The following is a 12,902-nucleotide window of genomic DNA, read 5'->3' as shown; positions in this document are numbered from 1 at the left end:
GGGATGTGCGGAATCGCCGGCTGGGTGGCGTTCGACGCCGACCTGCGCGGCAGAGACGACGTCGTGGGCGCGATGACCGCGTCCATGGACCGGCGGGGACCTGACGCTTCGGGTACGTGGGTGCGCACGCACGTGGCGCTGGGCCACCGGAGGTTGGCGATCATCGACCTCGAGGGCGGCGCCCAGCCGATGACGGTGACCACGCCCGCCGGTGAGGTCACCATCGTCTACAGCGGTGAGGCGTACAACTTCCAGGAGCTGCGTGAGGAGCTGCGGCGGCGCGGGCACCGCTTCCAGACCTCCAGCGACACCGAGGTCGTCCTGAACGGCTACCTGGAGTGGGGGGACGCGGTCGCCGAGCGGCTGAACGGCATGTTCGCGTTCGCCGTCTGGGACTCCCGCTCGGACCGGCTGGTGCTGATCCGCGACCGGCTCGGCGTCAAGCCGCTGTACTGCTACCCGACCCCCGACGGGATCGTGTTCGGTTCCGAGCCCAAGGCGATCCTCGCCAACCCCGCCGTGCGCGCGGTCGTCGACCTCGACGGCCTGCGTGAGCTCGTCGCGTTCACGATGACGCCGAAATGGGCGCTGTGGAAGGGAATGCGCGAGGTCGAACCGGGCACGGTGCTGAGCGTCGACCGGAAGGGCCTGCGTGAGCGCGTCTACTGGCGGCTCACCACCGCCGCGCACGAGGACGAGCTGGACACCACGGTGGGCACCATCCGGTCTCTGCTGACCGACACCGTCGCACGCCAGCTCGTCTCGGACGTGCCGCTCTGCGTCCTGCTGTCCGGTGGCCTGGACTCCAGCGCGGTCACCGGACTCGCGGCGGCACATCTGGCCGAGGCGGGGGAGAAGATCAGGACCTTCTCCGTGGACTTCGCCGGCCGCGAAGAGACCTTCCGCGCCGACGAGGCACGCACCACTCCGGACACGCCGTACATCCGCGACGTCGTGGCCGCCGTCGGCGCGCAGCACGAGTACGTCACGCTCGACGCCGCACCGTTGAGCGACCCGCTGCTGCGTCGTGAGGTGATCAGGGCGCGGGACATGCCGATCGGCTTCGGCGAGATGGACGCCTCGCTCCTGCTGCTGTTCCGGGCGATCCGGCGCGACTCGACGGTGGCGTTGTCCGGCGAGGCGGCCGACGAGGTCTTCGGTGGATACCGCTGGTTCCACGACCAGGAGGTCGTGGGCACCGCGAACTTCCCCTGGCTGGCGTACTCCAGTGCGATGAGCGGCGACCGGGCCGCGGTGATGGCCCCCGACGTGCGCGCACGGCTCGACATCGCCACCTACACGGCCGACCAGTACGCGACCGCGGTCGCCCAGGTCGAGCACCTGCCCGGCGACAGCGAGACCGAACGCCGGATGCGCACGATCTCGCACCTGCACCTGACCCGGTTCGTGCGGATGATGCTCGACCGCAAGGACCGGATCTCCATGGCGGCGGGACTCGAGGTCCGCGTGCCGTTCTGTGACCACCGCCTCGTCGAGTACGTCTACCGCACGCCGTGGGTGCAGAAGTCCTTCGACGGCAGGGAGAAGAGCCTGCTCCGGAGTGCGGTGCCGCACGTGCTGCCCCGGTCGGTCCGGCACCGGCTCAAGGCGTCCTATCCGTCCACTCAGGACCCCGCGTACAACGCCGAGCTGCACCGGCAGGCCCACGAGGTGCTGGCCGACCGGCAACACCCGGTCGCCGCGCTGATCGACCGCGACTGGTTGCGCACGGCGATCTCCCTGGACCCGGCGGCGACGCCTGCGTCCGTGCGCAGGGGCATCGACCGGGTGCTGGACCTCTACCACTGGTTCGAGCTCTACCGGCCGTCGGTCGAGCTGGACTGAGATGGGCCCGGTCTCCTGACCGCCGAACGCCGAGACCCCGCACCGAACCGGTGCGGGGTCTCGGATCATTCTGACGGCGTGGTGCGCACAGCGTCCGCCGCTCCTCGCACCGTGGGATGCCGGTAGAGCTCGCGCAACCGCAGCGCGGGCAGGCCCTCCGCCCGCATCGCCGCGCCGATCCGGACGGCGAGCAGGGAGTTGCCGCCCAGCTCGAAGAAGTCGTCGTCCATCCCGACCGGGACACCGATCACGGTGCTCCAGATGATCCTGAGCCGGTCGGCGAAGTGGTCGCCAGTCGGAATCGAGTCCACATCGGACGGTATGACCGCGGTGGGGCGGGGCAGTCGCTCCTGATCGATCTTCCCGTTCACGGTCAGCGGCAACTCGCTGAGCTCGGTGATCGTCGAAGGCACCATGTGCTCCGGCAGGACCCGCGCCGCTCGCTCCCGGACGTCCCTGGTGCCCGCGGGGCCGGTGAGCACCACGTAGCCGTCGATGCGGGCGCCGGCGGCGTCGCCGGGGTTCTCCCGGCGCACCACCACCGTCGCCGCGCTCACGCGCGGATCCTCCAGCAGCACCGATCGGATCTCGTCCAGCTCGATGCGGAAGCCGCGGATCTTGACCTGGTTGTCGATCCGGCCGAGGTGCTCCAGGTCGCCGTCCGGACGCAGCCGCCCGAGATCCCCGCTGCGGTACATGGTCGCGGGCGTGCAGGGATCCGGCACGAACCGCTCGGCGGTGAGGTCGGCGCGGTGGAAGTATCCCGCCGCGACACCGGCGCCGCCCACGCAGATCTCGCCGGCGACACCGGGCGGGACCAGCCGCCCCGCGCGATCGAGGACGTAGAGGTGCCACCCCGGCAGCGCGCGGCCGACCGACCGCGACCCGGCGAGCGCGTCCGCGCGGGTGACCGTCCGCGCCGTGACGTGGACGGTGGTCTCGGTGATGCCGAACATGTTCACCATCCGGCACCGCGACTCGGGATGCCGGTCGAACCAGCGCGGCAGCATCCTGGTGTCGAGCGGCTCACCGCCGAACACCACGAGCCGCACCGCGAGGCCGGTGTGGTCGACGCCGAGCAGCTGGGCGAACGCCGACGGCGTCTGGCTGAGCACCGTCACGCGTTCCGCCCGCAGCAGGTCGCGGAACCTGTCGGGTTCACGGGACACGGCGTACGGCACGACGACGAGCCGGCCGCCGGTCAGCAGACAGCCCCAGATCTCCCACACCGAGAAGTCGAACGCGCCGGAGTGGAACCACGTCCACACGTCGCCCCTGCCCAGCCCGTACTCGTCACGGGTGGCGTCGACCAGCGCGATGACGTTGCCGTGCGGCACGACGACGCCCTTGGGGCGGCCGGTCGAGCCGGAGGTGTAGATCAGGTAGGCGACCGTGCCCGCACTGACGACCGGTGAACCTCCCTGCGTCACAAGCGCCTCCGGTGCGACGACAGTGGCGTGGCCGAACGACGGCCGGTCGGTGACGACCAGGGCCAGGTCGCCGTCCTGCGCCGTGTATGCCAGCCGTTCCGCCGGATGAGCCGGGTCCATCGGCACGTAGGCCGCACCCGCCTTGAGGATGCCGAGCGCCGTCACCACGAACGACGTCGAACGGTCGAGGCACACTCCGACGCGGTCGCCGTCGCGCACGCCGTGGGTGCGAAGTCCCTGTGCGACAAGGGAGGAGCGCTCGTCCAGCTCACGATAGGTCAGCTCGGCCGACCCGTCGGTGATGGCGACGGCGTCCGGCACGCCTGCCGCGATCCGGCCGAACGCCTCGTGGATGGTGCTCGCGGTCGGTGCCGGCAGCGGCACCGACCGGCCGAGCCCGGCTACGTGCAGCAGTTCGACGTGGTCCATCAGCTCGACGTCGGCTACCTCGATGTCCGGGGTGCGCCGGACCTGGCGGTGCACGAGTCGCAGGTGCCGTGCGAACTGTTCGGCGATCTCGGGGGCGAAGTCGCCGGTCGAGTGGTCGAGCCGTAGCCGTGGCCCCCGTTCGTCGTGGAAGACCGACACGGTGAGCGGGAACGGTGGCGTGAGACAGGGCACGTACTCGCCGTCGAACCGCTCGCCGGTGAACAGCAGGCCCACCGCCGCGGGCTGATCCGTGGGTGCGGGCCTGACTTCGGCCAGCGTGCCTTCGAGGCTTGCGGTGAACGAACCGCGCACGGTGCCCACGACCGGCGCCGACTCGGGGTCGTACCGCCCCAGGGTCACCGCCAGCGCCACGAGCCAGCTGGTCTCGTCACCGGTCTCGTCGATCACGGCCAGGTGGGTCCCCAGGCCGCCGGAGCCGCTGCCGAGTCCCCACGCGGGTGGTGGTGCCGTGACGGGCGGCTCGCCGATGTCGTCGCGGGTGACGACGACGAGATCGGTCTGGCCGTCGTCGTAGCGCAGCAGCACTCGGCGTGATTCCGTTGCCGGGCGGGCGAGTTCGGCCGCCCGGCGCCGAGCGGCGACGGGGCCGGCCGAGGAGCCGGACACGTCCTCCATCCATGCACCTTCGAGCTCGGCGATCTTCGGTGATCGCCGGAGCAGGCCGTGGTGGAGCGTGCCGGACCGTGGTGTGCGGGACACGTTCGTTCCTCTCGCTTCTCAGCGGGCGCTGAAGCCGCCGTCGACGGTCAGCACCGATCCGGTGACCTGCCTCGCGTCGTCCGAGGCGAGGTAGACGACGGCGGCGGCCACGTCATCGGGCTCTATCAGCGCGTTCATCGGTTGCGCCTCGACGAAGGTCTTCTCGTGCTCGTGCACGGGGACCTCGAGTGCGCGGGCGATCTCGGCGAGCATCGCGCCCTCGAACTCCGGCACGTCGCGCACCGAGCCGGGGCACACGGCGTTGACCCGCACCTTCATCGGCGCGTAGTCCAACGCGGCGGCCTTGGTCAGCCCGACGATCCCGTGCTTCGCGGCGACGTAGCCCGCGAAGTGGCGGTAGCCGACCAGACCCGCGGTGGACGCGACGTTCACGATGCTGCCGTGGCGCCGCTCGCACATGCCCTCGGCGACCTCGCGCATCACCCGCCACGCCCCGGTGAGGTCCACGTCGATCATCAGCGACCACTCGTCCTCGCTGATGGCGTGGACGGGTTTGCCGGACGGCGCGGCGATGCCGGCGTTGTTCACCACCACGTCGATCTGCCCGAACCGGTCGACCGCCGCCGTGACGGCCCGCCGCACCGACTCCCCAGAGCGCACGTCGGCCTCCGCGACCAGCACGGCGGCCCCCTCGTGGCGGCACAACTTCGCGGTGTGGTCGAGCTGGCTGCGCGAGCCGAGCGCGTACGGCACGCCGTCGACGTCGGCGCACACGTCGGCCAGCACCAGGTCCGCGCCTTCCCTGGCGCACCGGGTCGCGATGGCCCTGCCCAGACCCCTGGCAGCGCCGGTGACGAGCACGACCTTTCCTGTCAACCTCATCGGACCCTCCTCACAGGACCGTGCTGGTGATCAACCGGAGCAGCGCCGGTGCCGCCTCGGTCAGGTACATGTGGCCGCCGGGCACCTCGACGTGCTCGAAGTCGGCCGAGGTGGCCTTGCTCCACCTGGCGGCGTCCTCATAGGACACCAGTTCGTCGTCCTCGCCGCGGATCACCGTGATCGGTGCGGGCAGCGGCAGATCGGTGCTGGGCACGTAGTTCTCGTGCATCTCCACGTCCGTGCGCAGCGTCGGCAGGATCATCTCCCGCATCTCCGGGTCGTCCAGCGCCTCGTGGGTGTAGCCGGCGAACTCGGAGACCCTGGCCAGGAAGTCCTCGTCGGACAGCCCGGTGGCGTGCTGCGCGCGCCCGGAGGCGGGTTCCGGCGAGCCGCTCGCGAACAGCCGCACCAGCGTGACGTCGGGGTCCGCGGCCAGCCGATGGGCGAGCTCGTAGGCCAGTACCGCGCCCAGGCTGTGCCCGAAGAGCGCGATCCGGCGCTCCTCGCCGAGCGCCTCGGGCAACCGCGCGTGCAGGTCGTCGACGGCGAGGTCGACGTCGCGGTGCGGGTCGAGGTCGATGAGGCGTTCCCGGCCGGGCAGCTGCAACGGCACGACGTGCAGGGCGTCGCCGGCGATCGCCTGCCAGGGCTGGAAGAACGAGGCGCCCGCGCCCGCATAGGGCAGGCACACCAGAGTGGTCATCGGTTGGTCCTCCTGCGGTAGCGCCACACGGAAAGCGCGGCGAACAGAATGATGAGAAGTGCACAGGCGCACACGGTGTAGGTGATCGGGTGCTGGGCCGCCCAGCCATGGGGCACCTGGTAGCCCGGCGGCGGAGGGTTGCCGAACAGAGCGCGCATCGAGTTCCCCAGGCCGCTGACGGGGCTCCAGTCGGCGACGGCCTGCAGCGGGCCGGGCAGCGTGGTGGTGACCACGAAGCCAGACGACACGAAGCTGGCCGGGAACAGCCAGAACAGCCCGAGGCTCGTCGCCACCTGGACGTTCGGCGTGACCAGCGCGACGAAGGCACCGATCCAGGACATGGCGAACGCGAACAGCAGGCACAGCGCGAACGCGCCGGCGATCTCCAGGGGCCCGGTGTGCGGCCGCCAGCCGACCGCGAGCCCGCACAACGCGGTCATGGCGAGGCTGGCCGACCTGTTGACGAGGTCCGAGGTCGTGCGGCCGGCGAGCACGGCGAGCCGGGGGATCGGCAGCGTCCTGAACCTGTCGACCATGCCGTCCTCCAGGTCCAGCGAGAGGCCGACGGCGGTGTAGGAGGCGGTGAAGATCGCGGCCTGGGTGAACAGGCCCGCCACCATGTACTCGCGGTAGGCCTGACCGCCGAGGCTGCCGCCGAACACGAACCCGATCAGGACCGTGAACACGATCGGATCGGTCAGGATCGCGACGACCATCGCCGGCCGGCGGCGCAGGTGCAACTGGTTGCGCCAGAAGATGCCGGCGCTGGCCGACAGCATGCCCGGCGGCGTGATGACGGTCATGCCGGCACCTCCCTGCGTGCGGTGAGGCGGAGGAAGACGTCGTCGAGCGTCGGCCGCTGCACGCCGACCTCCGCGATCGCCCGTCCATCCACACTGGACAGAAGAACGGCGAGCGCGGCAGGTCCGTCCACAGTGGTCGCGGAGATCCGGCGCAGACGTGCCTCGACCGTGGGCGTCGTGCCGGTGGTGGCGGCGACGACGGCGGCGGCCGTGTCGAGGCTGTAGCCGTCGGCGAGCCGGAGCACCAGCCGGGTGAGGCCGGAGGCCGACTTCAGCTCGTCGGTGGTGCCCTCCGCGACGACCCGCCCGTGGTCGACCACGGTGACCTGGTCGGCGAGGCGGTCGGCCTCCTCCAGGTACTGGGTGGTGAGCAGGACGGTGGTGCCCGCCGCGGTGAGGTCGGCGATGGACTCCCACACGTCGAGCCTGCTCTCCGGATCGAGCCCGGTGGTGGGTTCGTCCAGGATGACCACCGGCGGGCCGCCGATGAGCGCGGCCGCGAGGTCGAGCCTCCTGCGCGTGCCACCGGAGTAGGTGGACACCTGCTGGTTCGCCTTGGCCTCCAGCCGGAACCTGGCGAGCATCTCCTGCGCGGCCCGCCGGGCGGCCTTCCAGCGCATCCCGCGCAGCTTCGCGATGAGGTGCAGGTTCTCCAGTCCGGTCAGCAGGCCGTCGAGGGCGGCGTACTGGCCCGCGACGCCGACGCTGGCGCGGACCTCGTCGCCCTCGGTCGCGACGTCCCAGCCGTTCACGGTGGCGATGCCGGACGTGGGCGGGAGGAGCGTGGTGAGGATGCGCACGAGCGTCGTCTTGCCCGCGCCGTTGGGTCCGAGCAAGGCGCGCACCTCACCCGCACTGATGTCGAGATCGACACCGGCGAGTGCGTCCACTCCTCGTGGATATCTCTTTCTGAGTTCACGGGTGTGAACCACCGGTCCGTCCGATTTGCGCACGGTCCACCAATTTCTTTGCAGCGTTGAATAGCTCGCTCTCCGAAGATATCGGAAGCCGTTGTCGGACTATTCCGAAATCTGCGGAACGCGGGTGCCTCAGCTGGTCTTTTAGTGATCTGGGGCGACGCTAGCACTGCTTCCTGGGAAACCGCTGAGTGGCTTATGTGATGCGGATCTCGTGGCCGAAGTGGCTGAATTGAGGTCTATCGTTGAGGTGCGGGGAAAGAAGGTTGAGCAATGGTAAATGGAACTTTGCCATCTGTTTTGAATGGCTGTGTCGAACGTGATTCGACGAGTGCCGCCCTGATCTATATGTCCGATTTGGGGGACTATCGGATAAAAACTTATTCGGAGCTCGACTCGTCGGTGCGTGCCGTGGCGGCCTGGCTGCGGGAGCACTGTTCGCAGGGCGACCGGGTGTTGCTGCTGCACCCCGCCGGCCTCGAGTTCGGTGCAGCGTTCTTCGGCTCCTGCTACGCCGGCACGATCGCCGTGCCGGCGCCGGTGCCCGGCCGCTACCAGCACGAGCGCCGACGGCTCGCGGGCATCGCGAGGAGCGCGGGTGTCCGGGTGGTGCTGACGGACCTGGCGAGCCTGCCCCAGGTCGAGAAGTGGGTCGCAGAGGCCGGTCTGCCCGACGTCGTGTGCCGGGCCACCGACGGCGAGATGGGCGACCCGCGGGCGTGGCGCCTGCCGGAGATCTCGCCGGACGACACGGCGCTGCTGCAGTACACGTCCGGTTCGACCAGCGAGCCCAAGGGCGTGATGGTCAGCCACCGCAACCTGCTGTCCAATGTGGACGCCATCATGGCCACGACCGGCGCCGACGCCGGCTTCCGCTCCGGCGCCTGGATTCCACACCACCACGACATGGGACTGATCGGCCTGTTCCTGACCGGAGTGCTGCGCGGCAGGGGATTCGCGCACATGGCTCCGATGGCGTTCCTGCGCAGGCCTCACCACTGGCTGCGGATGATGCAGGAGCTCGACGTCAACATGACCGCCGCACCGGACTTCGGCTACGACCTGTGCACGCGCCGGGTCACCGACGAGCAGCTCGCCGGGTTGGACCTGTCCTGCCTGCGCGCCGCGGTCAACGGCTCCGAGCCGATTCGCTCGGCCGGTGTCGCGCGCTTCTGCGAACGGTTCGCGGCGGCCGGGTTCCGTGCGGAGTCGATGCTGCCGATGTACGGCCTGGCCGAGGCCACCCTGATGGTCTCCGGCACGTCCGGTCGCCCTCCGCTGCACCGGTCGTTCGACGTGGCGGCACTGGAGCGCGGCGAACTGGTCAGCGCGGACGCTGGGCGCGCGCTCGTCGGATGCGGAGGCCCGAACGAGGTCGACGTCGCGATCGTCGACCCGCTGACGCACGAAACCCTGCCGGAAGCCCGGATCGGCGAGATCTGGCTGCGTGGCGTCTCCGTGGCCGCCGGCTACTGGGGCGACGAGAAGGCCACCGCCGCGGCCTTCCGCGCCAGGACGTCCGACGGCGACGGCCCGTACCTGCGCACCGGAGACCTGGGCGGGATGCACGACGGCGACCTCTACGTGACCGGCCGCCTCAAGGACACGCTCGTGCTGCACGGCCGCAACCTCCACCCGCACGACATCGAGGACCTGGTGCGCGAACAGCATGAGGAACTGAACGGCCTGCACGGCGCGGTGTTCACGGTGCCCGGCGCGCATGACGAAGAGCAGGTCGTGGTGGTGCACGAGATCCGAACCACCTGGGGTGAGGAACGGCTCGCCGAGGTCGCCGCCGCGATGAAGCAGACGGTCAGCCGCGAGTTCGGGGTCGCGGTCGGCTCGGTCGTGCTCGTGCGGCCCTCGGCCGTGCGCCGCACCACCAGCGGCAAGGTCCAGCGCTCCGCGATGCGCGCGCTCTACCTGGCCGGCGAGCTGGAACCGGTGCTGCGCAGCGAGGACGTGCTGCTGACGGCCGCTCGTCAGGCGGTGACCCGATGATCGCCGCCGAGCTGGAGACGTTGCTCGCCAGGCACGAGCATGACGCGTGGTCGCCGGAGATCCTGGCGGCACACGACGACCACGACCGGTTCCCCACCGAGGCCGTCGCCGTGCTGGACGAGGCCGGCTTCGCGGAGAACTATCTGCTGGGCCCGGACAGCTCGTTCCCGGACATGACGACGTTGATCCGGACGGTGGCGCGCCGGGACCTGACGGTGGCGATCGCGCACGGCAAGACGTTCCTCGGCTCGGCGTCGGTGTGGGTGGCGGGTGCCCCAGCGCAGGTGGCCGCACACGCCGGCCGGGTGCGGGCGGGCGAGGTCGTCTGCTGGGGCCTGACCGAACGCGACCACGGCGCCGACCTGCTGGCGGGGGAGTTCGCCGCGACGCGCGTCGACGGTGGCTGGCGGCTCGACGGCGAGAAGTGGCTGATCAACAACGCGACCAGGGGCGGAACCGCGTGCGTGCTGGCGCGGACCAATCCGCACGGCGGGGGACGCGGGTTCAGCGTCTTCCTGGTCGACCGGCGACAGCTGTCCGACGAGGTGTGGCAGCCGTTGCCGAAGGTCCTGACCCACGGCATCCGCGGTGCGGACATCAGCGGGTTCGCTGCCCGCGGCGCCACCGTCGGAGATGACGCGGTCGTCGGAGAGGTGGGCGAGGGCGTCACGGTGGTGCTGAAAGCGTTGCAGCTCACCAGGATCGCGTGCAGTGGCCTGTCGCTCGGTGCCGCCGACCACGTGCTGCGCATCGCCCGTGACTTCGTCGCGGACCGGCGGCTCTACGGCAGGGCGCTCGCCGACGTGCCGCACGTGCGCCGCAATCTCGGCCGCGCCGCCGCCACCGCGCTCACCGCCGAGGCCGTCGCCCTGGTCGCGACCCGTTCGGTGCACGCGCTGCCCGGCGAGCTGAGCGTCGTCTCCGCCATCACCAAGGCCTTCGTGCCCACGCAGGTGCAGCACGTGCTGGGGTCGGTGGCGGAACTGCTCGGCGTGCGCGGGTTCCTCACCTCCCCGCCGGGCACGGGTTTCGCGAAGCTCGAACGGGACCACCGCATCTGCGCGATCTTCGACGGCAGCACCGCCGTCAACCGGGCCGCGTTGCTCACCCAGATGCCGAGGCTCGGCCGCCTGCTGCGCGCGGAACGCACCGACGCCGACGGCGTGCGCGCCGCGACCCGCCTGGACGCCGCACTGCCCGCGTTCGACCGTGACCGGCTCGTCCTCACCTCGCCGACCGGCTGCTCGCTCGTCCAGTCGCTGCACGGGGTCACGACGTGGGCCCCCGAGGTGGAGGCCGTACTGGACGGCCTGGCCGCCGACGCGGCAGCGTTCGTGCCCGCGATCGGTGGCCTGCCCAGCGAGGCGTTCGACCTCGCCGCGCGGTACGAGCGGGCCTACGCGATCGCCTGCTGCCTGCGGCTGTGGTCGGAGAACCAGCGAAACAGTCCGTTGTGGACGGACGGACTGTGGCTGCGGGCCTGCCTCGCGGTGCTGCTCGACCGGCCGGACGGCGAGGCGTTCGACGCCCTGGCCGAGGTGCTGCTGGACTGGAAGGCACCTGCCTTCTCGATCACGGAGGAGGCAGCGTGATCACGGACCGGCTGGCGCAGCTCGAAAAGCTCCTCGGCGACCTCCACGACCCCGCGAACCCGACCGGCGCCGCCGCCGTGCTGGCCGCCGACGAACGCGGGGAGATGCTCGCCGCCGGCGAGACCGCCCTGCACGACTACGGCCTCAACGCCGAGTTCGTCCCGACGGCTCTCGGCGGCCGGCTCGACGACCTGGAGCACCTCGTCGAGGTGATGCGCTCGGTCTACCGGCGCGATCCGGTGCTCGGCCTGGGATACGGCGTCAGCTCGCTGATCTCCGGCGTCCTGCTGTGGACCGCGGCATCGCCCGCTCAGGCCGAGGCGGCCGCGACCAGGCTGCTCGACGGCGAGCGGATCGCCGTCGCGGTGCACGAACTGGCCCACGGCAACGACATGACCGGCATGGAGCTGGCCGCGACGCTCGCCGCCGACGGCTGGCTGATCAACGGCCGCAAGGAGGTCGTCACCAACATCCAGCGCGCGCAGGCGGTCGTGGTGTTCGCGCGGACCGACGAGAAGCCGGGGCCGCGCAGCCACACGCTCCTGCTGGTCGAACGCGCGCCCGGTGATCAGACGACGGACCTGCCGCGGTACGCGACCTCCGGCATGCGCGGCCTGCAACTGGGCGGACTGCAGTTCGACGACACGCCCGCCGTCGCGCTCGGACCGGTCGGATCCGGGCTGGAACAGGCGTTGCGGGCGTTGCAGGTGACCCGCACGGTCCTGCCCGCGATGGCCACCGGTGTGCTCGACACCGGGCTGCGCCTCGCGATCACGCACCTCTCGCAACGGCGGCTCTACGGCGGCACGGCCATCGAGCTGCCGCATGTGCGGGCGGTGCTCGGCGGGGTGTTCGCCGACCTGCTCAGGGCCGAGGCGATCTCCGCCGTCGGCACCCGTGCGCTGCACGTCGTCCCCGGCTCCGCCGCCGTCTACTCGTCGGCGGTCAAGTTCGCCGTGTCCAAGCTGGTGCTGGACGCGATGGACCGGCTCTCCGAACTGCTCGGCGCGCACTTCTATCTGCGCGAGGGGCCGATGGCGTTGTTCCAGAAGCTGGTGCGGGACCTCGCACCCGTCGGTTTCGGGCACATCGCGCGGGCCGCGTGCCAGATGAGCCTGCTGCCGCAGCTGCCGTTGCTGGCCCGCCGGTCGTGGCGGACGCAGGCCGATCCCACCGCCCTGTTCCACGGTGATCTGCCCGAGCTGCGGTTCGACCGGCTCGCGCTGCACGCCGGCGGACAGGACCCGGTCGCCGCGTCGCTGGCGTCCGCTCTGCAGGACAACGGGCTGCCGCACGCTGTGCGGGCCGCGGCGCAGGCCGACCTGGCCGAGCTGACCGACCTGGCCGAGATCTGCGCGCGGCTGCCGATCGCCGAGCTCGGGGTGGACGCCCCCGCGCATCACTACGACCTCGTGCCGAGGTACGTCCGGCTGCTCGTGCGGATCAGCTGCCTGCAGCTGTGGCGGCACAGCGACGGCGGGTTCCTCGCCGACCCCGCGTGGCTGCACGAGCCCGTCGAGGACGTGTTGCTCGCCGAGCTGTTCTCCCGCCACCGCGACCACTGCTACTTCGGCCTGTCAGGCCGCTCACTCGTCTGAACTTCACCGAAGAGGAAAACC

At 71.0% G+C, this 12,902-nt stretch carries 9 protein-coding genes; 4 read left to right on the top strand and 5 right to left on the bottom strand.

The annotated features are described in order from the left end of the window. Positions 1-3 precede the first annotated feature (3 nt). The gene (gene asnB, locus OG205_RS16775) at positions 4-1,845 is read left to right on the top strand and encodes an asparagine synthase (glutamine-hydrolyzing) (RefSeq protein WP_330277182.1); all 1,842 of its coding nucleotides are present in this window, start codon (positions 4-6) and stop codon (positions 1,843-1,845) included. A gap of 65 nt (positions 1,846-1,910) precedes the next feature. On the opposite strand, the gene OG205_RS16770 is transcribed toward asnB, so the two are convergent. From OG205_RS16770 to OG205_RS16750, 5 genes are read right to left on the bottom strand one after another with little or no spacing between them, the layout of a single operon-like run. Continuing rightward, positions 1,911-4,424, bottom strand: coding sequence for a non-ribosomal peptide synthetase (locus OG205_RS16770; protein ID WP_330277181.1), 2,514 nt, complete (start codon positions 4,422-4,424; stop codon positions 1,911-1,913). 18 nt (positions 4,425-4,442) lie between these two features. Continuing rightward, entirely contained in the window at positions 4,443-5,267 is an 825-nt protein-coding gene (locus OG205_RS16765; protein WP_330277180.1) for an SDR family oxidoreductase, read from the bottom strand. A 10-nt stretch (positions 5,268-5,277) separates the two neighbouring features. Further along, positions 5,278-5,970, bottom strand: a complete 693-nt coding sequence (locus OG205_RS16760; protein ID WP_330277179.1) for a thioesterase II family protein — start codon at positions 5,968-5,970, stop codon at positions 5,278-5,280. Beyond that, positions 5,967-6,773 carry an ABC transporter permease gene (locus OG205_RS16755; RefSeq protein WP_330277178.1) on the bottom strand — a complete coding sequence of 269 codons (807 nt, stop codon included), beginning with the start codon at positions 6,771-6,773 and terminating at the stop codon, positions 5,967-5,969. The genes OG205_RS16760 and OG205_RS16755 overlap by 4 nt, the downstream gene beginning before the upstream one ends. Next, the gene (locus OG205_RS16750) at positions 6,770-7,726 is read right to left on the bottom strand and encodes an ABC transporter ATP-binding protein (RefSeq protein WP_442916784.1); all 957 of its coding nucleotides are present in this window, start codon (positions 7,724-7,726) and stop codon (positions 6,770-6,772) included. The genes OG205_RS16755 and OG205_RS16750 overlap by 4 nt, the downstream gene beginning before the upstream one ends. A 237-nt stretch (positions 7,727-7,963) precedes the next feature. Between OG205_RS16750 and OG205_RS16745 the strand changes: the two genes are divergently transcribed. The 3 genes from OG205_RS16745 to OG205_RS16735 are packed head-to-tail and all read left to right on the top strand — an operon-like array spanning position 7,964 to position 12,881. Continuing rightward, positions 7,964-9,691 carry a fatty acyl-AMP ligase gene (locus OG205_RS16745; protein WP_330277176.1) on the top strand — a complete coding sequence of 576 codons (1,728 nt, stop codon included), beginning with the start codon at positions 7,964-7,966 and terminating at the stop codon, positions 9,689-9,691. Next, the gene (locus tag OG205_RS16740; protein WP_330277175.1) at positions 9,688-11,283 is read left to right on the top strand and encodes an acyl-CoA dehydrogenase family protein; all 1,596 of its coding nucleotides are present in this window, start codon (positions 9,688-9,690) and stop codon (positions 11,281-11,283) included. The genes OG205_RS16745 and OG205_RS16740 overlap by 4 nt, the downstream gene beginning before the upstream one ends. Continuing rightward, positions 11,280-12,881 carry an acyl-CoA dehydrogenase gene (locus OG205_RS16735; RefSeq protein ID WP_330277174.1) on the top strand — a complete coding sequence of 534 codons (1,602 nt, stop codon included), beginning with the start codon at positions 11,280-11,282 and terminating at the stop codon, positions 12,879-12,881. The genes OG205_RS16740 and OG205_RS16735 overlap by 4 nt, the downstream gene beginning before the upstream one ends. Positions 12,882-12,902 lie beyond the last annotated feature (21 nt).

Source organism: Lentzea sp. NBC_00516 (genome assembly GCF_036346835.1).
GTDB classification, from domain to species: Bacteria; Actinomycetota; Actinomycetes; order Mycobacteriales; family Pseudonocardiaceae; genus Lentzea; species Lentzea sokolovensis.
This window is presented reverse-complemented; position numbering and strand designations above follow the sequence as displayed.

What these genes read in the sequence shown, in the direction of transcription:
- asnB (WP_330277182.1), top strand. Translation starts at nt 4, where the DNA reads ATGTGCGGAATCGCCGGCTGGGTGGCGTTCGACGCCGACCTGCGCGGC.
- OG205_RS16740 (WP_330277175.1), top strand. Translation starts at nt 9,688, where the DNA reads ATGATCGCCGCCGAGCTGGAGACGTTGCTCGCCAGGCACGAGCATGAC.
- OG205_RS16755 (WP_330277178.1), bottom strand. Translation starts at nt 6,773, where the DNA reads ATGACCGTCATCACGCCGCCGGGCATGCTGTCGGCCAGCGCCGGCATC.
- OG205_RS16760 (WP_330277179.1), bottom strand. Translation starts at nt 5,970, where the DNA reads ATGACCACTCTGGTGTGCCTGCCCTATGCGGGCGCGGGCGCCTCGTTC.
- OG205_RS16765 (WP_330277180.1), bottom strand. Translation starts at nt 5,267, where the DNA reads ATGAGGTTGACAGGAAAGGTCGTGCTCGTCACCGGCGCTGCCAGGGGT.
- OG205_RS16745 (WP_330277176.1), top strand. Translation starts at nt 7,964, where the DNA reads ATGGTAAATGGAACTTTGCCATCTGTTTTGAATGGCTGTGTCGAACGT.